Here is a 21,524-nt window from a genome sequence, read left to right on the forward strand (position 1 = left end):
ATCATGGCTATAATTGAGATAGTTATGAAAGGTAAATATTTGTGCACCTATTTGGCGTATAAAAAAACACCTCACATTTATGTAAGATGTTTTGTTATTTTATGCATGCATTATTTTCTTTCTTTCATTTGCAATGTCGATCAATTCTTTAGCATGTTGGAAAGTCAGATCTGTTACTTCTGTGCCAGACATAATTCTGCTAATTTCGCCAATCCGATCATCATCAAAAATCTCAGTCAAAGATGTAAATGTTCTGTGTGCATCTTCTTGCTTTTGGATATAATAATGATGATCAGCCATTGCGGCAACTTGAGGCAAATGAGAAATACATAAAACCTGTGAATGTATTGAAACCGCTGCAATTTTTTCAGCAATTGCTTGAGCAACTCGACCGCTAACGCCAGTATCGACTTCATCAAATATAATGGAAGTAATACCATTAGATGAAGAAAAAATCGTTTTAAGCGCTAGCATGACACGTGAAAGTTCCCCGCCAGACGCAATTTTCGTCAATGGTTTAGGCGGTTCTCCTATATTTGTCGCAATATAAAAGACAACACGGTCAATTCCATATTGATCAAACTGACCAGGGGCCAATGTTTCAAAATGAACACTAAATTCAGCTTTTTCCATATACAATTCACGTAACTGCTGCATAACGGAAAAAGACAACTGTTCCCCTACATTTTTGCGAATACTTGTTAGTTTTTCGGCGGTTTTTTGCAATGTTTTTTGCAATGTCATTAATTGCTGTTCTTTTTTTTGGATATTTTCATCTCTGTTTAAGAGAGATGCCAATTCCTCGCCTATTTTTTCACGATACGCCAGAATTTCTTCTAAAGTATGCCCATATTTACGCTTCATTGATCCAATAAGCGCTAAACGTTGCTCTACTTCATTCAGCCTCTCTGGATCAAATTCAAGCTCATCAAGAATATTTTTCACTCCAAATGCAGCTTCTTGCAAATTGTAAAATGCGTTCGATACAGCTTCTGAATACTCATTAAAGCTTTCGTCAACAGTAGCGACATCCTCTAATGCGGACATAGCTTGGCCGATCCAATCAAGCCCTTTTGATTCACCTAAAATGGTTTCGTGCGCTGTACTTGCGCCTTCAAATATTTTGTTGAAGTTTAGCAGTCTTCTGCGTTCTTCCATTAATTCATCTTCTTCATTAGGCACAAATTTGCATGCATCAATTTCTTTGATTTGAAACTGAAAGAGATCAATTTTTTGTGCTACTTGTTGCTCATTAACTGAAATCGCAGCAAGCTCCTTTTTCAACAGGCGATATTCTTCGTATTGCGAAATATACAGCGTTTTTTGATCTGTAATTTGATCTCCTGCGAATTGATCAAGCAACGAAAGGTGATGCTTATCATCCATTAATTCTTGGCTTTCATGCTGGCCGTGAATGTCGATTAATGTTGCACCTATTTCCCTAAGTAATGATAGTGGGACAAGTTTTCCGTTGACTCGGCAAACACTTTTACCGTTATCATTTAAGTCTCGTCTAAGGATGACCGAGCCTTCTTCTATATCAATGCCAGCTTCCGCACATTTAGAATATGCTGTATGCATCGATGAAGATAGGGTAAAAAGTCCTTCTAATTCGGCTTTTTTCGCCCCATGGCGAATAAATTCCTGAGATCCTCGCCCTCCTGCAAGAAGTTGCACAGCATCGATAATAATAGACTTCCCTGCCCCAGTTTCTCCAGTCAAGACCGTTAATCCTTCTTGAAAGTCGACCGTCAGATCTTCAATAATAGCGAAATTTTTAATTGACAGTTCTTTTAACAAGTTTCACACCCCGTTTACAGCTATAACATTTCCAACAAGCGATCTTTAATAAGGTTTCTTTCTTCATCTGCTCTGCAAATAATAAGAATTGTATCATCGCCGCAAATAGTTCCAAGAATCCCTTCCCAATCTAATCGATCCAATAAAGAACCGATTGCATGTGCGTTTCCTGGCAATGTTTTCATCACAAGCATATTGCTTGTACCATCTATAGACACAAAGGCATCCGCTAAAGCTCTATGCAGTTTTTGGATCGGATTAAAGCGTTGGTCTGCCGGTAAACTATATTTATAACGCCCATCATGCAATGGCACTTTTATTAAATGAAGTTCTTTGATATCTCTTGAAATGGTTGCTTGTGTCACATGGTAGCCTGCTTCTTTCAGCATATCCACTAATTCATCTTGTGTTTCTATCTCATTATTTGCGATCATATCGCGTATGCGAATATGTCTTTGGCTTTTATTCAACTGTGATCACCTCGTGCATAATTATGCTTATCTTAAATAAGGTAACATTTTTCCTATTGTTATACAAGAAAAAACACGGCCGTGAGTCGTGGCCGTGTTATTTCAATTGTTGATGTGCTTCATTTACTAACTTGTTGAAATCAGTAAATGAATGGACTTCCTCACCATTCTGAGGATTGTATAGATGGAATAAAAATTCAATATTTCCCTCTCCACCTGTAATTGGTGAGTAGGATGCATCTTTAACTACGAAGCCAGTATTTTCAGCAAAGTTAGCCACTTTTTCTAATACTTCAAGATGTGTCTTAGCCTCTCGTACAATTCCTTTTTTCCCAACTTTATCTTTCCCTGCTTCAAATTGCGGTTTTACTAGCGCAATTACATCGCCCTTTGGTAATAACAATGTTTTCAAAACAGGTAAAATTAATTCAAGAGAGATAAATGAAACGTCGATTGTTGCAAAGTCTGGTAAACCAGAATCGAAGTTAACTGGTGTGACATAACGGAAATTGGTTTTTTCCATTACCGTTACACGTTCATCTGATCGTATTTTCCAAGCGAGCTGGTTTGAGCCTACATCTAGTGCATAACAGTGTTTTGCACCATTTTGCAGCGCACAATCAGTAAAGCCGCCTGTAGAAGATCCGATGTCCAACATAAGCTTTCCTGAAACATCTACATCAAATATTTTTAAAGCCTTTTCTAATTTGAGACCACCGCGACTCACATACGGCAATTGTTGGCCTTTAATTTGAAGATCAGCATCAACTGGAATTTTTTCGCCAGCTTTGTCTACACGCACTTCTTTAGAAAAAACTTGGCCTGCCATGATCAAGCGTTTGGCTTTTTCACGTGTTTCGCAGAGGCCCCGTTGTACAAGCAATACATCTACTCGTTCTTTCGGTATTTTCGTTGTCATTGTGTTTCTAAACCCGCTTGCTTCTTAGATTTTTTATTGATAAGATGAAGCACGCTTTCTACAGCGTCTTCTTCCGTCATATGCAAATCACGTAGCAATAAGTCCACATTCCCGTGTTCAACAAATACATCAGGAATGCCAATGCGGTCAACTAAATCCGTATCATAACCATGGTCGTTTGCAAACTCTAACACAGCGCTCCCAAAACCACCTTCAAGCATAGCTTCTTCTATCGTAAGAATAGGCTTTTTGCTTTCAAATAAACGATGAAGCATATCTTCATCCATAGGCTTAATGAAACGAGCATTAATAATTTCCGTTTTAATACCTTTAGTAGCTAAGAGATCAGCTGCAGCTTTTGCCATTGGAATAGTGGTTCCGAATGTAAGAATTGCTGCATCAGCACCATCCTGTAATACTTCCCAAGTACCAATGTCAATCGGTTGCAATTCTTCATCCAACGGTACTCCTAAGCCATTACCTCTTGGATAACGGAGTGCAATTGGACCTGCATCGTAATCAAGTGCCGTTTTTACCATATGCTGCCCTTCATTTTCATCTTTAGGCATCATAATCACCATGTTCGGCATGTGACGTAAAAAGGCGATATCAAATACACCTTGGTGTGTTTCGCCATCTGCTCCCACCAAGCCTGCGCGGTCGATACCAATAAATACATTTAACTTTTGTCTGCAAATATCATGTAAAACTTGGTCGTATGCACGTTGTAAGAATGTAGAGTAAATCGCAAGAAATGGTTTCGTACCTTCCGCTGCCATCCCAGCTGCCATCGTAGTAGCATGTTGTTCTGCAATCCCAACATCAAAGAACCTATTTGGGAACTCTTTTGCAAATCCCTCTAATTTGGAACCCACTGGCATTGCAGGAGTGATGGTTACAACACGAGGATCCTTACGTGCAATGCGTGTGACTGTATCAGCAACCAATTTTGACCATGCAGGAGCTGTTGTTGAAGATTTAATAAAATCTCCTGTTTCAATTTTATATGGTCCAGTGCCATGCCAAGTACCAACAGTATCGTTTTCAGCAGGCGTATAGCCTTTCCCTTTTTTTGTTACAACGTGAATAAGGACAGGCCCTTGCGTTTTTTTAGCATTTTGTAATGTGTCTTCAAGACTTTCAAAGCTATGACCATCAATTGGTCCAAGATAGGTAAAGCCTAATTCTTCAAAGAAAATGCCCGACACAAGCAAGTATTTCAAACTATCTTTCACACGCTCAGCTGTTGAAGCTAACTTACCGCCAACAGCAGGGATTTTCTTTAAAAGTCCCTCTAATTCATCTTTTGCTTTATTATATTGACTCGCCGTGCGAAGGCGGCCTAAAACATTATGCAGTGCACCTACGTTAGGCGCAATAGACATCTCATTATCATTTAGAATCACAATCATATTTTTTTGTTCATGTCCGATATGGTTCAAAGCTTCTAACGCCATACCGCCTGTTAAAGCACCGTCACCAATAATTGGAACAATATAGTTATGTTCACCTTTGACATCGCGGGCTGCTGCCATTCCCATTGCTGCTGAAAGGGATGTAGAACTGTGCCCTGTTTCCCACACATCATGTTCGCTTTCACTGCGTTTTGGGAAACCACACAATCCCTTATATTGTCTAAGTGAATCAAATTCACAAGCACGTCCAGTCAAAATTTTGTGGATATACGCTTGATGGCCGACATCGAAAAGTAATTTATCTTCTGGGCTATTAAAAGCACGATGCAAAGCTATCGTTAATTCAACAACCCCAAGATTTGGGCCAATATGGCCTCCCGTATGAGCGCACTTTTCAATTAGAAACTTACGTATATCTTCACTAAGGTCCTGTAGTTGTTTTGTTGTACATTCTTTTAGAAAGGATGGACTAGATATCTGTGTTAAATCCATCGCCATCACACACCTTTTCATTATAGATTCATCGCACATTGTTGTTTTACACCATTATAACAGTGATAAAGTAAAACTTCACATATTGGGTGTCTTTTTTCTTCCACATGAATTTAAGGATCATTCTATATGATCATTAATAGACCTAACCCAGTATAGAGTAAGAACTCGATTGGTTCAACTTAGTCTCATCATTTGAGACAGCTTCGTTCTGCCTATCTTCACTGTTATAAACAGCTTTAAGAGAATTCCCCCCAAACATACATGGAAAATTGCTCAATAAAACCATAGTAAACAATTGCACAAAATATTTTGAGCTGTTACTTGTTACGATGAACAATATATTCAGCAAATTCTTTGAGTAAAATACTATCAGAAGGCAATTTATCTAACGCTTCGATTGCTAGACGGAAATGTTGTTGCAATTTCTTGTTTGCCCCATCAAGTGTTAATAATGCAGGGTATGTGCTTTTGTCGCTTGCTACATCTTTGCCTGCTGTCTTACCAAGCTGCTCTGTGGTACCTACTACGTCTAAAATATCATCTTGTATTTGGAAGCATAATCCAATGTGATGGGCATATTCCGCCAATATGCTTCTTTCATCTGCTGTTGCATTAGCAAGTATAGCACCAGCTTCAATGCTAAAGCGAAGGATAGCACCTGTTTTATTAATATGGACTTTTTCTAGTTCTTCTAATGTCAGCTGCTTTTCTTCACCCTGAATATCTAGAATTTGACCGCCGACCATACCTTCTGCGCCAGCTGCAATACTTAATAGGTTGATGAGTTCTAAACGTTTCTCAGCATCCACATGTTGCATTCTAGCTAGTATGCCAAAAGCTAGTGTATTTAACGCATCACCAGCAAGTGTGGCAAAGGCTTCACCGAAAACTTTATGATTTGTTAATTTGCCGCGTCGATAATCATCATTATCCATACTTGGCAAATCATCATGGATTAAAGAGTAGGTATGAATCATTTCAATGACAGCACCGACAGTGTAAGCTGCATCATCTTTTACATTGAAATGATCCATAACAGCTAGCACAAATAAAGGACGGACTCTTTTACCCCCTGCGTTCAGCGAATAAAGCATTGATTCCTTCAGTATTTCCGGTGCTGTAATAATTTTCACAAGATCGTCCATATGTTTTTCGACGAGTGGAATATTACTTTTCATGAATGATTGGAGTTGTAGCGTCATTGTTTATTTCCCTCTTCTCCTGTAGGCTCGAACGGCTTTTCTTTGCCGCTGTCATCCATAATAGAGACAAGCTGTTCTTCTGCCTTTGTCAATTGATCATGACAAAACTTTGATAGTTTCATTCCTTTTTTATACATTTCAATTGCATCTTCCAACGGTACTTCACCTGTTTCTAATACTTGTACAATCTCTTCTAATTCATTGATTGAAGTTTGGAAGGTTTGTTTTTCATTAGCCATTTTTAGTCTCCTTTCTTCGTAACAGATACAATGGATGCTAAAGCTTTGCCATCATGCAAGTGTACTTCAATTTGATCTTGTGTTTGAAGGTCATCAACTGATTTAACAACAGTACCATTCTGGTATGCAATACTGTATCCTCTTGTCATGATAGAAAGTGGATTTAACGCTTCCAATGTTCTGATTGCAGAACGAAACTCTTCTTTTTTTTGATTGATTTGCCCTACAATTGCTTTTTGCAAAGCACTTTCTAAATTGATTATATTTTTCTTTTCTTGCTTGATTTGTGTTACCGGCGTGCGCATTGCCAAGGCTTGATCCAATCGCTGAATAAGCTGTTTTTGGTCTTTCACATAACGTACTGTCCCCTGTTGAAGCCTTTCATCTAAGCGCATGAGCTGTTCGGTAAACGGTCGATAGAGCCTGTCAGGCAGGCTGAGTGGATAGGATTTTTGTAAACGGTCTAACCGGCTCCGTTCGCTTCTAATTTTAGATTGAGTCAATTGAATTAGTTGAGCTTTTTTGGTGAGCAGATATTTCAAAAGTTCTTGGCTGCTTGGGACAGCAAGTTTTGCGGCTGCCGTCGGTGTTGCAGCTCTCGCATCTGCTACAAAATCAGCAATGGTCGTATCTGTCTCATGACCTACACCACTAATGATTGGCAACTTACTATTAAAGATAGCTCTTGCAACAATCTCTTCATTGAAAGCCCATAAATCCTCTATGGAACCTCCGCCACGACCAACAATTAATGTATCGATATTCGGTGTATTATTTGCCTGTTCAATTGCTTTTGCAATGCTTTTAGCAGCATTTTCCCCCTGAACAAGTGCAGGAAAAATAACAATATCCACTAACTTATAGTGTTGTTTAATCGTCGTGCAAATATCACGGATAGCAGCACCAGTCGGAGCTGTCACAACTGCTATTCTTTGTGGAAAGGCTGGAATTTGTTTTTTATGGCTATCAGAAAATAGCCCCTCTTGTTGCAACTTCTCTTTTAATTGCTCAAATGCTAAGTAAAGACTACCTATACCATCCGGTTCCATTTCTTCAGCATATAATTGATATTGCCCGCCACCTTCGTAAACCGTTACATCCCCTTTAATTAAAACTTTCATGCCATTTTCCGGCTTGAACTTCAATTTTTTAGCGCGCATAGCAAACATAACCGCTTTCACTTGCGACTTTTCATCTTTTAAGGTGAAGTAAATATGGCCAGACCCAATATGATGCTTAACATTGGAGAGTTCACCTTTAACGTAAACATTGCGCAAATGGGGATCTGCATCAAACTTTTTCTTGATATATTTTGTAAGTGCTTGCACTGATAAATAAGGCATTGCCAAAATACGAAAACTCCTTATCTATACACTGGTAAAGATACCAGCGTTTATTCCTATTTCCCATTTTACAAAGATAGTTGTACTTATCAGTAAAATGGGCTGTCTTTCGCTAGAAAAACAGCCCATGTCTTCATATTATTTGACTAAAGGTTGTCTAATTGACTTCTTTTTGGCAGATTGCAATGTATTGTAAAGAAGCATTGTAATCGTCATAGGTCCGACTCCACCAGGTACAGGGGTAATAGCTGAAACTTTCTCAAAAACTGCATCGAAGTCAACATCCCCACAAAGTTTGCCATGAATATCTCTATTCATACCTACATCAATCACGACTGCCCCATCTTTAACACCTTCTTTGCCGATTAACTTGGCACGGCCAGTCGCTACAACCAATATATCAGCTTGCTTTGTAATAGCACTTAAATCCTGTGTTTTAGAGTGGCAATACGTAACTGTTGCATCTTTTTTTAGTAGAAGCTGCCCCATCGGTATGCCAACAATATTGCTTCGGCCCACAACGACAGCATGCTTGCCTGCTACATCAACATTTGAGTATTCCAGCAGTTTCATAATTCCAGAAGGGGTGCATGGTTGGAATGAAGGTTCGCCAATCAGCATTTTACCTACATTAATTGGATGGAAACCGTCAACATCTTTATATGGAGATATAGCATCGATGATTTTTTGTTCATTGATATGTTTAGGCAACGGCAATTGCACTAAGATGCCATCAATCGCCGAATCAGTATTCAATTGTTCGATTTGAGATAACAGAGTATCTTCTGATATTTCGGCTTCAAATTGGATTAAACGCGAATAAATTCCTAGCTCTGAACAAGCTTTTTGCTTATTAGCCACATATGTATGCGATGCAGAGTCATCGCCGACCAAAATCACTGCTAAGCCAGGGATAATGCCTTCACTCTTTAAGTCGTTCACTTCCTGTTGAATCGTTTCTCGAATCTTTCCACCAATTTCTTTACCATTGATCAATTTGCCTGACATTCTTTCCACCTCTATTTAAGGATTTTAAGCAAATTTAGAAAGAACTCCATTCACAAATTTGCTGGATTGTTCATCGCCAAATGTCTTACTTAATTCAATTGCTTCATTTAAAACAACACTTTTTGGTGTTTCAGGTGTAAATAACAGCTCATATGCTGCTAAACGCAAGATAGTGCGTTCAATTTTTGCTACACGATCAAAAGTCCAATTTTCAAGTTTTTCAGCAAGTGCTGCATCAATCTCCTGCAAATGCTCAGTTGTACCAATCACTATCTTTTCATAGAACGTATCTGTCTCTTCACCCATGATATGCTCCATTGCTTCTTGTACTGTCAGCTCTGTATTTTCTAATTGGAAAAGGGTTTGTAATGCTTTTTCCCGCGCTTCTCGTCGCTTCATCTAAAATGTGCTCCTTTTACTACTACATCTGACCATTTTAATAATTGTCATTATGTGAAGTGTTTCATTTATTTACAATAGATTTATTTTATCACAAAACACCTATAGAAGCATGGATTCTTGCATGTTTTGAAAAATTCGACAATAGGGCTAAAATACTGTAAAAAAAAGGGCTCTTAAAAGCATAAAGATACCTTTAAGAACCCTTCCAAGAATGGTGTGAGTTCTCCTCCACCAGAAGCTTCTATTTTGACTTTTATTTAGTTTTTCATATCACTTTGATCAAATAGGATCCCTGTAATATGTACATTCACTTCTTTTGTTTGGTGAGAGGTCATATTTACGATGGCTTCGCGAATATGTGTTTGCACTTGTTTTGCAACTTTAGCTACTGATACACCATATTGGACAAAGCAATAAACATCGACGACTAAGCCTTCTTCTGTCCATTCAGTCTTAATGCCTTTGCCATGCACTTTTTTGCCGAACTTCTCTACAACACCTGTCGCAAAGTTGCCTCTTGTTTTTGAAATACCATCCACTTCAGTAGTCGCAATACCCGCAATCACTTCAATGACTTCAGGTGCTACCTCAATACGGCCAAGAGACGTCTTGTCAGCGGGTGTTTCTTGCGGTACTGAATGTACAATTTCGTCAGCCATTTAGCTTGCCCCTTTCTTTCTTATGAATTCATGACATCATTTTCTTCAAGGAATTTCGTATTGAATTTACCTGATTTGAATACTTCATGATCCATTAATTTTTCGTGGAAAGGAATAGTTGTATGAATTCCAGGACCCTCCACAATGAACTCCCCAAGTGCACGCTTCATCTTTTCGATCGCTTCTTCACGAGTATCGGCATGAACAATCAATTTTGCTACCATTGAATCATAGTATGGTGGGATCGCATAGCCTGGATACATAGCAGAATCAATACGTACGCCAATACCACCTGGCGCTAGGTAATTTTCCACTCTGCCTGGAGAAGGCATGAAGTTTTTAGATGGGTTTTCTGCATTAATACGGCACTCAATTGACCAACCGTTTACCACAATATCTTCTTGTTGGTATGTTAGTTTTTCGCCAGAGGCAATTTTTAATTGCTCACGTACAAGGTCAACTCCAGTAATTTCCTCAGTAACAGGATGTTCAACCTGGATGCGCGTATTCATCTCCATAAAGTAGAATCGATCTGCCTTATAGTCATAGATAAATTCAACTGTACCTGCACCGCGATAACCACAAGCCTTCGCTGCTTTTACAGCTGCTTCACCCATTTCAGTGCGTCTTTCTTCAGATAATGCAGGTGAAGGCGCTTCTTCAACAAGCTTTTGCATTCGACGTTGCACCGTGCAATCACGCTCACCTAGATGAATCGTATGACCATATTCATCTGCAAGCACTTGGATTTCACAGTGGCGGAAATCTTCAATGAACTTTTCTAAATAGACGCCTGGATTACCGAAAGCAGCTTGTGCTTCTTTTTGAGTGATTTGAACGCCTTTAATCAAAGATTCTTCATCGCGTGCCACACGGATACCTTTACCTCCACCGCCGGCAGTTGCTTTAATAATGACAGGATAGCCAATTTCTTGTGCTACAGCTACTGCTTCATGTTCATCAGCAACAAGTCCTTTAGAACCTGGTACTGTCGGCACGCCTGCAGCAATCATAGTATCTTTAGCAATATCTTTAATTCCCATAATATTTATAGCCTGTGATGTTGGGCCGATAAACGTAATACCTGCATCTTCACATGCTTCGGCAAAACTCGCATTTTCAGCAAGAAAACCGTAGCCCGGGTGGATACCATCGCAGCCTGATTTCTCTGCTACTGTTAAGATACGGTCAATCTTTAAATAACTATCGCTTGAAAACTTAGAGCCGATGCAATAAGCTTCATCCGCCAACTGTACATGCAGCGCTTCACTATCTGCTTCTGAGTATACTGCTACAGAGGCAATACCTAATTCTTTGCATGCACGGATAATGCGAACTGCGATTTCTCCGCGATTTGCAATTAATACTTTTTTCAACATAGAGCATAGCCTCCCTTAGTTTTCTTTTACTAGGAATAAAGGCTGGCCATATTCCACTAATTCACCGTCAGTCACTAGGATTTCGACGATTTCACCTTTAACTTCTGCTTCAATTTCATTGAATAACTTCATCGCTTCTACGATACAAACAATGGATTCTTCTCCAATTTTGTCTCCTACTTGGACAAAAGGTTTTGCATCTGGGCTTGGCGCTTGATAGAATGTTCCGACCATAGGTGAAACTATTTTATGCAATGATTCAGTTGAAGCTGTTTCAACTGTTTTCGCTTCTTGTTTTTCTACAGCTGGAGCTGCTTTAGCTACAGGCGCTTCAACAGCTGGTGCAGCTTGCACTGTTTCAATTGGTTTTAGTGCTTCGGGAGTATGATTTGAGATAACAATCCCGCTATTTTTTTTGAGTTTGACTTTTACTTCGTCAGCCTCATACACGAATTCTTCAATTGAAGAAGCATCTACTAATTTAATAATCTCGCGTATTTCTTGAATTTTCAACATATGTTACTCCCCTTATATTGTGATATAGTACAAGTTTTATTTTATCGTGTTTGGTAATATTTTTAAACAGTTATTTGGGAATATAGATATCTTCAACATTTTGGGCATAATTCCTCCTTTTCCTTGAAGATAATTCTAAACACTTATTAGAGCTGTATTTACAATCTGCATTCATCCATCTTTAAGGATATATCACACACAAAAAAAGACGGAAAAACAACCAGGTTGTTTCTCCATCTTTAGAAGACGTTTTATTTAGTTAATTGTTTCGGATTGGAAATCTACTACTACTTTTCCTTCATTAAACTCTTTTTTCACCATATACACAATCTCATTCGCTTTTTCTTTTGATAATTCATTTGCCTGTACTGTTACACGGATTTGATCGTCTTCAGCCCGAACAAATGCATCTGAGTATCCCAATGTCCGAATCAACATTTCAAGCATCGCTTCATTTGATTCATTTTTTGTAATCGCATCAATCTCATCGAAATATTTGTTCTTTTCATCTGCACTGTATTGAGAAGATGCAACTTTTTGAGTTAGTGTTTCTTTCAATTGACTGCGCTCGTTTTGCAGCTCCATTCGCATCTCTTCAAATAAGTGGCTTTCTGTAGTAACAGGAGTTGTTTTGCTTGTCTTACTTGCAAGTTCGCTAATCTTTGTATCTTTCAATGAATTATCACTGAAAATAGCAAGTCCGTTAAATGGCGTTACTGGATTAGATAAATAATAGACCGAAATGACTGCTGCCAAACTTAATAATGTTAAAAACCATACTGCTTTCTTTTTTACTCTCATGGGGTATCCTCCTTTTTTTCCATTGAACGTACGACAATACGATGAGTTGGTATTTCAAGTACACTTGATAAGACTGCTACAAGATCATTTTTTACTGTTAAAGAATCAGCTCCTTCAGCTACGACTAACACGCCGGTTACTTTCTGTTTACTCTCTCCATTTGTTTGCTGCCAGTTAAAATATTGTCCAAGGGATGACTCTTCCTTTTTAGGCTGGTCGTTTGTCTGGCCATAGTAAAAATAAATCATCACCTTACCAACACCTTCAATGGAACTAAGAATAGAAGTGAGATCCTGGGTCCCTGTTTGTTCGCTGCCAGCATTCGATGGATCTTTGTTGGTCTGATTCGTAAGCGAGAATATTCCGCTTACCAGAAGTATTGCGACTAAAATTCCTGCGGCAAGAAACGGTTTTTTAAAATTTGCTGCTTTTCCAAGGACATCTCCTCCTTCAAAACATTAACGACTAACACAATCTATGAATCTTGTTTCAGCAATATGCAAAAGTGTTACAAAAAGTATTGAATACTATATAAAGCAAGCACCATTTTTAATAATAGCGTGGCCTCCTCTTCCACATCTTTAGGAAGAATAAGAAGCAGGATTTTTCCGATGAGGCAATACACTAGCAAATTAAATAAAAAACTCGCCACTATGCCCCCCCTTTCCCCATCTGCATCTGAACCATAAGCACGACCATCATAATCGTGAAGAAATAGGCAAATGCAATAAGGAATGACACAGCACATAGAATGAAAAGTGTTTTGCTGACATCTTCAATTAATCCATTCACCTTACTGTCTGTGAACGGTTCTAGAACAGCAGCTAAAAAACGATAACAAAAACCGAGTATTAAAATATTGAGTGTCGGAAGAATCGTTACACTCCAAACGCTTACAAGTAAACCAGTACTCGTAGTAATTAAAGCTGTCGACGAATATTTTTTAAAGGTATTGAGAGATTCTGTGACAAGGGAACCGATGATAGGGATATTTTGTTGCAAGAGCCTTTTAACCGGCTCAGCTATTTCTCCTGAAAATGTACCAACCAAAACTCCATTTGTAGCAAGTAACATGGTATAAATTAGGACAGATACGGATACTACGCTCAAAACGGACATTCGCAAAAAATCTGACATTTTGGCAAACGAGAGCTCAGGAAGCATTCGCGTAATAAAATCGAAAACAAATGTGGCGATTAACATAGGGATTAAATATTTTGTAACGACCACTAAAATAGTCTGTAAGAAAATAAGGAAAACAGGACTAATGGAAAGCACTGAAAATATTCCTGAGCCAAGAAGCAAAGAGGATGTTAAAAGTGGCGACAGAACAAGATAAACATCCATTAGCTGTTCTGTTATATGTTGCATTTGTGTAAAAGCCTTAAAAACAGGTCGAATTGTTACCATTATCACAACTATTAAGAAAAAAAACCTTGTCCACTCTTTCATTGTTGGAAGCAGCCAATTAATACATAAAAACAGGATAGCGTAAAGAAAAAATGAACGTAGTGCGAAGAATTGTTCTTTAAATGGTTCGATTAAAAACGCAGCCACTTGTTCGATTATTACACCCCCTACGGTGCTACTAACTTTTCCCATTGTTTTAAAAATGATGCTAATTCATCGAGCCAAAGCGTGACAATCCAGATTTTTATAGCAAGATGACTTATAAAGGCAATGCTTTCATAATCGTTTTCATCTAATATGTGCGATACAATAAGTGAACATAGGTAAAGCAAGGAACTACCTAATATAAGCGGCATATATGGCAAATCAAATAAAAAAAAGGTCTTTAATTTCTGCCAAAAAGGTAATACAACTCGCATCATCAAAAAACTTAATAGAATAAAAAATAAGACAACTGCAAAGAATTGATGCATTGTCGGTATTACTATTCGTATACCAATAAGGAAGAGGAACGTCATTAAAACATAGAATAAGAATTCCATTATGACGTCATCAGCCATTGGAAGAAGGTAATAATCTCATCAAAAAAGAGACGCAAAAATCGAAGCAACTCGATTGTGATATATAAATAGGCAATAAAATTAAGAAAGAAAGAGAATTCTTTTTTACCTGTTTGTTCAAAAAAGATGTGTAAAAGTCCCAGGACCAGTCCAATACCAGCTATTCTAAGCAAATCTTGAAGTTCCGAAGTCGCCCCTCCTCTCTTTACAATTTATGAGAGGGAAAAGAATTTATGCAGGGAAATTATGAAGAAATCTTGATAGATCGCACAAAAAAAGCACTTAAGATAAGTGCACGAAGGATTTGTATTTAAATTTTCATTATATATGTTTGAATTTCCTGACAGTCGAGAACTTTTAAATTAAATAAATTTATGATAACAGTAGACTTTCTTTTAGTAAGTAAATTGTTAATATGTTAATTGACATTATTCGAGTAAAAATAAGAACTTCCTTCTCCGAAACTCGTAACCGTTCTTTCAAATTCCATTCTTATTGGCAGTTTGTGTTCTAGCAATTACTTTTGAAAGTTTTAGCAGCTTAGGCAATTAGCAGCTGAACAACTTCGCATGCCTTGAATTAGAATAGCGGTCAAAATAGGGGGCTTACTTCTTCTAGTACATAAAGACTTTATAATCATCAAAAAATCCCAGCAATATGCTAGGTAGTATGTTATATTGATACGGAATTAATAATATTTAATAAGAACACAGTGTATAATTACATCTAAAAATGAGGGTTGACTTTGCTTGTTTTTACACTTTTTCTTCTATTCTTTTTATCTTTAATGTTAATCGGTTTAATTTTCTCGATAATTTTCTTGGTATCGTTTATTAAAGAGATGATTGAAAACAAAAGAAATGGTCTACCAATTTGGAATGATCGTACGAAAATTGTAGTATTAGTAGCTATCGTTTTAATCGTCTCTATTTTTTTCTATGAAGTGAATCTTTAAAGTTTTGAATATTTAATGACCACTTATGTGGTCTTTTTATTATTCTTTTTCGAAATCAAGAAAGTCATTTATAACTTCTATTGCACAAAATACCTCATATCATTGCTTTTTTCCTCGTTTGGTTCAGTTCCTATCGCTAACCATTTGAGTGGTTCTTTTCAAACTCAACTTTTCCTCATCTCCTTTTTAAATAGGTAGCGTAGCATCATGGGAAGAAATTACAAAATTTAAAAGTACCATTTAATTTAGCTGAAGCAACACGAACATCTCCTGGTGTAACTTGCTCAACAAGTTGAATAAGTTGATAAGGAATAGTAAAATTCTCATAAAAAAAAAGCCATGCAGTTATGCATAGCTTTAATTTATAGATTAAGCACGAGAAACATAAGAACCATCAGATGTATTGATGATTAGTTTGTCACCTTCGTTTACAAAGAATGGTACGTTTACAACTAGGCCTGTTTCCATTGTTGCTGGTTTTGATCCGCCTGTTGCAGTATCACCTTTAATTCCAGGATCCGTTGCAGATACTTCTAGTTCAACTGTGTTAGGTAGTTCAACGCCTAGCACTTCTCCTTCATACATCATGATATGAACTTCCATGTTTTCTAGAAGGTATTTTAATTCTTCTTCTAATTGGCTTGCGGTCAATTCGATTTGCTCATATGATTCCATATCCATGAATGCATAAGCGTCGCCTGATGCGTATAGATATTGCATTTTGCGTGTATCGATTTGTGCTTTTTCCACTTTTTCGCCTGCACGGAATGTTTTTTCTGCCACGTTGCCATTACGTAAGTTACGTAATTTAGAACGTACAAAAGCTGCACCCTTACCTGGTTTTACGTGTTGGAATTCGATAACACGGAATAGGTTCCCGTCTACTAAGATCGTTAACCCTGTTTTAAAATCATTTACTGAAATCATTTCTGTATATCCTCCAATAATAAATTATAAGATGATTAATTCTTTTGGTGCATGTGTCAATTTTTCATTGCCAGTTTCAGTAATTAGCGTATCATCTTCTATACGCACGCCACCAACTCCCGGCAAATAGATACCCGGTTCACATGTGACAACCATGCCAGGCTCTAATGTGACATTGGATCTAAACGATAATCCAGGACCCTCATGTACCTCTAAACCAATTCCATGACCTGTAGAATGGCCAAAAGCATCACCATAGCCATGTTCCTTAATATAATCGCGGCATATTGCATCCGCTTCCTTACCTGTCATACCTGGTTTGAATTTTTCAAGTCCGAGAAGCTCTGCTTCCAAAACAATTTGGTAGATTTCCTTTAACTGTTCAGAAGGTTCGCCCACAGCGACTGTGCGTGTCATGTCAGAAATATAACCATTATATAAAGCGCCATAGTCTAAAGTGACGAAATCACCTTTTTCAATTATTTTATCAGTTGCAACGCCATGTGGCAATGCAGAACGTACTCCTGAAGCGACAATCGTATCAAATGAAGAAGAAGTTGCACCAAGTTTACGCATATAGAATTCAAGCTCATTTGAAACTTCAAGCTCTGTTTTGCCTGGTTTGATAAATTGAATGATATGTTCAAACGTTTCATCTGCAATTTGGCAAGCTGCTTTGATTGTCTTTAATTCATCTTCTGTCTTAACGAGACGAATTTTTTCGATCAAATCTGTAACGCCGACTAAGTCAGCTGGAATAACCTTAGAATACGTTTCGTACATGCTATAGCTAACTACATCTTTCTCAAAACCAAGCGATTTAATGCCTAGTTCTTTCACGACTGCAGCAATTTCTTCAATGATTGTCCCCTTGTGTTCAACAATGCGGTAGCCTGTAATTTGTTTAGATGCTTGTTCTGTGTAACGGAAGTCAGTGATAAACACTGCCTCTTTTTGTGATACTACCGCTACACCTGAAGTCCCTGTAAAACCTGTCATATAACGTAAATTATAATTATTGGTAATAAGCAAACCATCTAAATTTTGCGAATTTAACGCTTTCACTAATCTCTCTACTCTTTCCATTATAATCCCCCTTTTTATCCCTCTAAAAACATTCGAAGAGCTGCGCTATATCCAAATGTGCCAAGCCCTGTAATTTGCCCTACACATACAGGCGCTAAGTAAGAATGATGCCTGAATTCTTCTCTTTTATGTACATTTGAAATATGAACCTCAATAACAGGCACCGAAACACCAGCAATTGCATCTCTTAGTGCGATGCTCGTGTGGGTGTAAGCGCCGGGATTGAAGATAATGCCATCTACACCTGTATCTTCAGCTTCATAAATCCAATCAATCAACTGGCCCTCAACGTTTGATTGCTTGCAATCAATTGAAGCATTGAACTCAGCTGCTAGGACTTTTAATTGGGACTCAAGGTCTCTTAATGTTGTATGCCCATAAACAGCTGGCTCTCTCTTGCCGAGTCGATTAAGATTAGGACCATTCAAGCATAAATAATTCATCGTTAGCCCTCCTCCTGCACTGATAGCCTTATTTTAGCATAATCCTAGACAGATTGGGGCAGTTTATTTCGAGATTCTAAATTTCTCATTTTCGCATGATATGTGGCTGTTTCAAATATCCAAAGCAAATGAAGACCAATAACAACAGCAAGCGGGATTGAAAAGTGACGAATGTAGAAGGTATGTTGAACAGACCATTCAATGAGCCATACAATCACAATCGCAAGGAAAATAGCTACAATATCCATGCGTACTTTTTTCAATAATTCAGCGATCGCAAATAAGACAGCCGTAATAATTACAACAAATACCCAGAGAATAAACCATTTGACAAGACCATGGGAATCACTAAAAATATGCCATTTTTTTGCCCAACCTATCGGCGAAAGTTTCATAAAGGAAAACCAATCTAATATCTTTAAACTAAATATAAATGTAAGCGAACTGAATAAAACAGTCCACAGGTAAACGTTAATTCTCATCTAAAAACCCTCCTTCCCCCTGAGGATAGACAAAAAATAAATATAATATGCTTTCTCTAGTGCAATGTTGATTTTTTTAGTACAATAAAAACAGTTTTTATCCTGTGAGAAAGCGCGGTGTCGTATGTGAAAGGTCAACAAAATCTCCCTGTATACGGTGGACAAGCTTTAGTGGAAGGTGTCATGATGGGCAGCAAAAAGCATACCGTATCAGCTATTCGCCGCAATGATGGGTCTATCGACTATTATTATATCGAGCGAAAATACAATCCTACACTTCAAAAACTTAAAAAAATTCCCTTATTAAGAGGTATTATCGCCTTAATTGAGTCGGCCGCGAATGGATCAGAGCATTTACAGTTCGCCAGTGAACGCTTTAATGTCAATCCAGGTGAAGAAATAAAAGAAGAGAAAGAATCAAAATCAAAACTCGAGATGTGGCTGGGTGTAGCTGCAATCGGTATCCTATCATTTATTTTTGGCAAATTTATTTTTACGCTGATCCCTGTCTTTTTAGCCCAATTATTCCATTCTTGGCTGCCAGGAAAAACAGCTCAAATTTTATTGGAAAGTGGATTTAAATTAGTACTATTAGTCAGCTATATCTACCTAGTCTCACTGACACCTATGGTTAAGCGTGTGTTTCAATATCATGGCTCTGAGCACAAGGTAATCAATTGTTTTGAAAACGGCCAGCCGCTAACTGTAGAAAATGTGCAAGCACAGTCTCGGCTTCATTATCGATGTGGCAGTAGCTTTATGTTGTTTACCGTACTTGTTGGAATGTTAATCTATTTTTTAGTGCCAACAGATCCATTTTGGCTGCGTATCCTAGACCGCATCCTATTAATCCCAGTTGTTCTAGGTGTTGCTTTTGAGGTACTGCAAGCAACCAATGCCTGTAGGGACATTCCTATCTTACGCTTCCTAGGCTATCCTGGCCTTTGGCTGCAATTGTTGACAACAAAAGAACCGCATGATGATCAAGTAGAAGTAGCGATTGCTTCTTTTAACAAACTGTTAGACATTGAGAAAGATCCTGCAAATATACCAGCAGCTGATAAAGCTGTCTAATAAATAAAAAATGCAAAGGCTATTGAGCCTTTGCATTTTTTGTTTCTTTTCTTTTTCGAACCATCCAAATACCGAAGTAACCGATTAACCATGCTATCAAATAGTACATTGAAAGGCCCCATGCGAAATAATGAAAAAAAGATAGCATGATAACCCCAAAAGAAATGTACGAAATAAGCAATGCTATAAAAGGATTGATGTGGTTGATTGCACACGCTATTCCTTGAACTAGGAAAGCAAATGGGAAGATTAAATATAGTCCAAAGATAAAGAACGATTTATTGACATCCCCTTCACCGAACAATCCTAAAAACGACAATACTGATAACGTAAGGATTGTAAAGGCCGGGAACATCAAGCCGGCGAGTTTGTTATTCATCTTTTCACCTCTAGCATTGCTTTCTTTTTATTATTTTCTAAAATTCCATTCATCCGATTCATAACGTGTTTTCGCCAGATTTTCGACAAAGGATTGCTGTTCTTCTGTCAATTCATAAGGGACCAACTCAATATCAAGCGCCTCTTGAAACCCTTTATAGAAAGCTTCGATGCAATCTTCTACATCAACTGTACGGTTTGCCAATTGATTGATTGCCACTGCTTTTTGAGGCAAATGCTTTTGCATGCGTTCTCTGTCTCTGTCTGAAGAAAAGTTGAAGAGTGAAATTAATTTCTCTTCATCCAAATCAATTAAGATGGCGCCATGCTGCAATATTACACCTTCTTGTCTTGTTTGAGCACTGCCAGCAACTTTTTTGCCTTCTACTACAAGCTCATACCAGCTCGGTGCATCAAAACAAACTGCACTTTTTGGCTTTTTCAGCAAGTCTCGCTTCTCTTCTGTATCAGGAATTGAAAAATAAGCTTCCAACCCAAGGTTTTGGAATCCTTTCAATAACCCTTCACTAATAACTCGATAGGCTTCGGTTACAGTCTTTGGCATCTCTGGGTAATCCTCTGTCACGATTACACTATAAGTGAGCTCATGTTCATGCAAGACAGCTCGTCCCCCGGTGGGGCGTCTGACAAAGCCTAAATCTAGTTTATGTATTTGCTCAAAATCGATATCCTGCTTTGCACGTTGAAAATACCCAATGGAAAGTGTCGCAGGGTTCCACTCATAAAAACGGATGACCGGAGGAATCAACCCTTCACTATGCCAATGCAGAAGCGCTTCATCCATCGCCATGTTATAAGCAGGACTGCAAGGTCCCGAATTAATAAAATACCACTTCGTTTTCATGTATACCATCCCTTCTTCACAACTATTTATTTTAACAAACCCATTGGACTATCGCTAGTTCTTCTTTTATAATATGTATGATAGATAGAAAGGGGTAAGATTTTGTGAGCTGGTTATATACTATACTAATTATTGTAGGTGTAATTGTTATTTATACACTAATCAATGCACTTCGCTTAAAAAAAGCAGTCACTTCTTTAAATGAAGAAGAATTCAAAAAAGGTTATCGCAAAGCGCAATTAATTGATGTGCGCGAATTGAAAGAGTTCGAGGGCGGTCATATTTTAGGCGCACGTAACCTGCCATCTACTCAACTACGCAATCGTTATCGCGAATTAAGAACCGACCAGCCTGTTTATCTTTATTGTCAAAGTGGTACTCGCAGTTCAAGAGCCGCATTATTTTTAAAGAAAAAGGGCTATGACCAACTCTATCAATTAGAAGGCGGTTATAAAAAGTGGAACGGCAAAATTAAAGTTAAATAACAACAATTATACAAGTTGCATATGGTATTTTATTCTAGTGTGAGAGTCTGATCTACTAGCTATTATGCTAGCAAGAAGGGGTTGCATCTGACTCATTCTTTGGTAACGAATTTGGATATTGCTCACATTGATACTGATAAGAGCGTATAAAGAAGAGAATCTTCTTTATACGCTCTTTTAATGCAGCAAGATAAGCATTGAGAACAAAGTC

26 protein-coding genes are annotated in these 21,524 nt (G+C 37.9%); 3 read left to right on the top strand and 23 right to left on the bottom strand.

The annotated features are described in order from the left end of the window. Positions 1-99: 99 nt before the first annotated feature. The 17 genes from recN to RCJ93_RS04550 form a co-directional block, all read right to left on the bottom strand. Positions 100-1,800, bottom strand: coding sequence for a DNA repair protein RecN (gene recN, locus RCJ93_RS04470; protein ID WP_446738492.1), 1,701 nt, complete (start codon positions 1,798-1,800; stop codon positions 100-102). A gap of 20 nt (positions 1,801-1,820) precedes the next feature. Next, a complete protein-coding gene (gene ahrC, locus RCJ93_RS04475) occupies positions 1,821-2,270 on the bottom strand; it encodes a transcriptional regulator AhrC/ArgR (protein ID WP_066786684.1) in 450 nt (149 codons plus the stop codon). A 97-nt stretch (positions 2,271-2,367) separates the two neighbouring features. Next, complete coding sequence (locus tag RCJ93_RS04480; RefSeq protein ID WP_251646112.1) at positions 2,368-3,189, bottom strand: TlyA family RNA methyltransferase; 822 nt, start codon at positions 3,187-3,189, stop codon at positions 2,368-2,370. Further along, on the bottom strand, positions 3,186-5,096 hold the full coding sequence (gene dxs / locus RCJ93_RS04485; RefSeq protein ID WP_446738493.1) for a 1-deoxy-D-xylulose-5-phosphate synthase: 1,911 nt from the start codon (positions 5,094-5,096) through the stop codon (positions 3,186-3,188). The genes RCJ93_RS04480 and dxs overlap by 4 nt, the downstream gene beginning before the upstream one ends. A gap of 320 nt (positions 5,097-5,416) precedes the next feature. Next, the gene (locus RCJ93_RS04490) at positions 5,417-6,301 is read right to left on the bottom strand and encodes a polyprenyl synthetase family protein (protein ID WP_147193611.1); all 885 of its coding nucleotides are present in this window, start codon (positions 6,299-6,301) and stop codon (positions 5,417-5,419) included. Then, complete coding sequence (locus tag RCJ93_RS04495) at positions 6,298-6,540, bottom strand: exodeoxyribonuclease VII small subunit (RefSeq protein ID WP_066786674.1); 243 nt, start codon at positions 6,538-6,540, stop codon at positions 6,298-6,300. The genes RCJ93_RS04490 and RCJ93_RS04495 overlap by 4 nt, the downstream gene beginning before the upstream one ends. Positions 6,541-6,542: 2 nt before the next feature. Next, positions 6,543-7,892 (bottom strand): exodeoxyribonuclease VII large subunit, encoded by a 1,350-nt coding sequence (xseA, locus tag RCJ93_RS04500; protein WP_446738954.1) that lies wholly within the window; start codon positions 7,890-7,892, stop codon positions 6,543-6,545. Positions 7,893-8,021: 129 nt separating this feature from the next. Next, positions 8,022-8,891, bottom strand: coding sequence for a bifunctional methylenetetrahydrofolate dehydrogenase/methenyltetrahydrofolate cyclohydrolase FolD (gene folD / locus RCJ93_RS04505; protein WP_446738494.1), 870 nt, complete (start codon positions 8,889-8,891; stop codon positions 8,022-8,024). Between the two features lie 24 nt (positions 8,892-8,915). Continuing rightward, entirely contained in the window at positions 8,916-9,290 is a 375-nt protein-coding gene (gene nusB / locus RCJ93_RS04510) for a transcription antitermination factor NusB (RefSeq protein WP_150284202.1), read from the bottom strand. A 260-nt stretch (positions 9,291-9,550) separates the two neighbouring features. Further along, positions 9,551-9,952 carry an Asp23/Gls24 family envelope stress response protein gene (locus RCJ93_RS04515; protein ID WP_066786662.1) on the bottom strand — a complete coding sequence of 134 codons (402 nt, stop codon included), beginning with the start codon at positions 9,950-9,952 and terminating at the stop codon, positions 9,551-9,553. Between the two features lie 20 nt (positions 9,953-9,972). Continuing rightward, the gene (gene accC, locus RCJ93_RS04520; protein ID WP_066786659.1) at positions 9,973-11,331 is read right to left on the bottom strand and encodes an acetyl-CoA carboxylase biotin carboxylase subunit; all 1,359 of its coding nucleotides are present in this window, start codon (positions 11,329-11,331) and stop codon (positions 9,973-9,975) included. A gap of 15 nt (positions 11,332-11,346) precedes the next feature. Then, positions 11,347-11,847, bottom strand: coding sequence for an acetyl-CoA carboxylase biotin carboxyl carrier protein (gene accB / locus RCJ93_RS04525; RefSeq protein ID WP_446738495.1), 501 nt, complete (start codon positions 11,845-11,847; stop codon positions 11,347-11,349). Positions 11,848-12,102: 255 nt separating this feature from the next. Next, entirely contained in the window at positions 12,103-12,648 is a 546-nt protein-coding gene (locus tag RCJ93_RS04530) for a SpoIIIAH-like family protein (RefSeq protein WP_066786653.1), read from the bottom strand. Further along, the gene (locus RCJ93_RS04535; RefSeq protein ID WP_147193618.1) at positions 12,645-12,899 is read right to left on the bottom strand and encodes a hypothetical protein; all 255 of its coding nucleotides are present in this window, start codon (positions 12,897-12,899) and stop codon (positions 12,645-12,647) included. Before RCJ93_RS04535 ends, RCJ93_RS04530 begins: the two co-directional genes overlap by 4 nt. A gap of 400 nt (positions 12,900-13,299) precedes the next feature. Continuing rightward, on the bottom strand, positions 13,300-14,205 hold the full coding sequence (locus tag RCJ93_RS04540; RefSeq protein ID WP_066786649.1) for a stage III sporulation protein AE: 906 nt from the start codon (positions 14,203-14,205) through the stop codon (positions 13,300-13,302). Positions 14,206-14,225: 20 nt separating this feature from the next. Further along, positions 14,226-14,600, bottom strand: coding sequence for a hypothetical protein (locus tag RCJ93_RS04545; protein WP_066786645.1), 375 nt, complete (start codon positions 14,598-14,600; stop codon positions 14,226-14,228). Beyond that, positions 14,600-14,830: a SpoIIIAC/SpoIIIAD family protein gene (locus RCJ93_RS04550; protein WP_066786641.1), complete on the bottom strand. Its 231-nt coding sequence runs from the start codon at positions 14,828-14,830 to the stop codon at positions 14,600-14,602. The genes RCJ93_RS04545 and RCJ93_RS04550 overlap by 1 nt, the downstream gene beginning before the upstream one ends. Positions 14,831-15,363: 533 nt before the next feature. On the opposite strand from RCJ93_RS04550, the gene RCJ93_RS04555 reads away from it, so the two are divergent. Then, complete coding sequence (locus RCJ93_RS04555; protein WP_446738496.1) at positions 15,364-15,573, top strand: hypothetical protein; 210 nt, start codon at positions 15,364-15,366, stop codon at positions 15,571-15,573. Between the two features lie 369 nt (positions 15,574-15,942). On the opposite strand, the gene efp is transcribed toward RCJ93_RS04555, so the two are convergent. From efp to RCJ93_RS04575, 4 genes are read right to left on the bottom strand one after another with little or no spacing between them, the layout of a single operon-like run. After that, entirely contained in the window at positions 15,943-16,500 is a 558-nt protein-coding gene (efp, locus tag RCJ93_RS04560) for an elongation factor P (RefSeq protein WP_066786635.1), read from the bottom strand. A gap of 24 nt (positions 16,501-16,524) precedes the next feature. After that, positions 16,525-17,586, bottom strand: a complete 1,062-nt coding sequence (locus RCJ93_RS04565; protein WP_446738497.1) for a M24 family metallopeptidase — start codon at positions 17,584-17,586, stop codon at positions 16,525-16,527. Positions 17,587-17,600: 14 nt separating this feature from the next. Continuing rightward, entirely contained in the window at positions 17,601-18,029 is a 429-nt protein-coding gene (aroQ, locus tag RCJ93_RS04570; RefSeq protein ID WP_066786631.1) for a type II 3-dehydroquinate dehydratase, read from the bottom strand. Between the two features lie 44 nt (positions 18,030-18,073). Beyond that, entirely contained in the window at positions 18,074-18,511 is a 438-nt protein-coding gene (locus tag RCJ93_RS04575) for a hypothetical protein (protein ID WP_446738498.1), read from the bottom strand. A gap of 183 nt (positions 18,512-18,694) precedes the next feature. Here RCJ93_RS04575 and RCJ93_RS04580 point away from each other — a divergent pair, with 183 nt between their 5' ends. Beyond that, the gene (locus tag RCJ93_RS04580) at positions 18,695-19,585 is read left to right on the top strand and encodes a DUF1385 domain-containing protein (protein WP_446738955.1); all 891 of its coding nucleotides are present in this window, start codon (positions 18,695-18,697) and stop codon (positions 19,583-19,585) included. 19 nt (positions 19,586-19,604) lie between these two features. Here RCJ93_RS04580 and RCJ93_RS04585 read toward each other — a convergent pair whose 3' ends face one another. After that, complete coding sequence (locus RCJ93_RS04585; RefSeq protein ID WP_150284199.1) at positions 19,605-19,964, bottom strand: hypothetical protein; 360 nt, start codon at positions 19,962-19,964, stop codon at positions 19,605-19,607. A gap of 30 nt (positions 19,965-19,994) precedes the next feature. Further along, positions 19,995-20,828: a lipoate--protein ligase family protein gene (locus RCJ93_RS04590; RefSeq protein WP_066786624.1), complete on the bottom strand. Its 834-nt coding sequence runs from the start codon at positions 20,826-20,828 to the stop codon at positions 19,995-19,997. A 104-nt stretch (positions 20,829-20,932) separates the two neighbouring features. Between RCJ93_RS04590 and RCJ93_RS04595 the strand changes: the two genes are divergently transcribed. Beyond that, positions 20,933-21,313: a rhodanese-like domain-containing protein gene (locus RCJ93_RS04595; protein WP_066786621.1), complete on the top strand. Its 381-nt coding sequence runs from the start codon at positions 20,933-20,935 to the stop codon at positions 21,311-21,313. The last annotated feature ends 211 nt before the right edge of the window (positions 21,314-21,524 follow it).

Source organism: Rummeliibacillus sp. BSL5, assembly GCF_052928305.1.

Excerpts from the sequence above, each read along its gene's own strand:
- RCJ93_RS04575 (WP_446738498.1), bottom strand. The coding sequence starts at position 18,511 with ATGAGAATTAACGTTTACCTGTGGACTGTTTTATTCAGTTCGCTTACA.
- efp (WP_066786635.1), bottom strand. The coding sequence starts at position 16,500 with ATGATTTCAGTAAATGATTTTAAAACAGGGTTAACGATCTTAGTAGAC.
- RCJ93_RS04590 (WP_066786624.1), bottom strand. The coding sequence starts at position 20,828 with ATGAAAACGAAGTGGTATTTTATTAATTCGGGACCTTGCAGTCCTGCT.
- accC (WP_066786659.1), bottom strand. The coding sequence starts at position 11,331 with ATGTTGAAAAAAGTATTAATTGCAAATCGCGGAGAAATCGCAGTTCGC.
- RCJ93_RS04565 (WP_446738497.1), bottom strand. The coding sequence starts at position 17,586 with ATGGAAAGAGTAGAGAGATTAGTGAAAGCGTTAAATTCGCAAAATTTA.
- accB (WP_446738495.1), bottom strand. The coding sequence starts at position 11,847 with ATGTTGAAAATTCAAGAAATACGCGAGATTATTAAATTAGTAGATGCT.
- RCJ93_RS04495 (WP_066786674.1), bottom strand. The coding sequence starts at position 6,540 with ATGGCTAATGAAAAACAAACCTTCCAAACTTCAATCAATGAATTAGAA.
- dxs (WP_446738493.1), bottom strand. The coding sequence starts at position 5,096 with ATGGATTTAACACAGATATCTAGTCCATCCTTTCTAAAAGAATGTACA.
- RCJ93_RS04585 (WP_150284199.1), bottom strand. The coding sequence starts at position 19,964 with ATGAATAACAAACTCGCCGGCTTGATGTTCCCGGCCTTTACAATCCTT.
- RCJ93_RS04530 (WP_066786653.1), bottom strand. The coding sequence starts at position 12,648 with ATGAGAGTAAAAAAGAAAGCAGTATGGTTTTTAACATTATTAAGTTTG.
- RCJ93_RS04480 (WP_251646112.1), bottom strand. The coding sequence starts at position 3,189 with ATGACAACGAAAATACCGAAAGAACGAGTAGATGTATTGCTTGTACAA.
- RCJ93_RS04545 (WP_066786645.1), bottom strand. The coding sequence starts at position 14,600 with ATGGAATTCTTATTCTATGTTTTAATGACGTTCCTCTTCCTTATTGGT.
- RCJ93_RS04515 (WP_066786662.1), bottom strand. The coding sequence starts at position 9,952 with ATGGCTGACGAAATTGTACATTCAGTACCGCAAGAAACACCCGCTGAC.
- aroQ (WP_066786631.1), bottom strand. The coding sequence starts at position 18,029 with ATGAATTATTTATGCTTGAATGGTCCTAATCTTAATCGACTCGGCAAG.
- RCJ93_RS04490 (WP_147193611.1), bottom strand. The coding sequence starts at position 6,301 with ATGACGCTACAACTCCAATCATTCATGAAAAGTAATATTCCACTCGTC.
- nusB (WP_150284202.1), bottom strand. The coding sequence starts at position 9,290 with ATGAAGCGACGAGAAGCGCGGGAAAAAGCATTACAAACCCTTTTCCAA.
- RCJ93_RS04580 (WP_446738955.1), top strand. The coding sequence starts at position 18,695 with ATGATGGGCAGCAAAAAGCATACCGTATCAGCTATTCGCCGCAATGAT.
- folD (WP_446738494.1), bottom strand. The coding sequence starts at position 8,891 with ATGTCAGGCAAATTGATCAATGGTAAAGAAATTGGTGGAAAGATTCGA.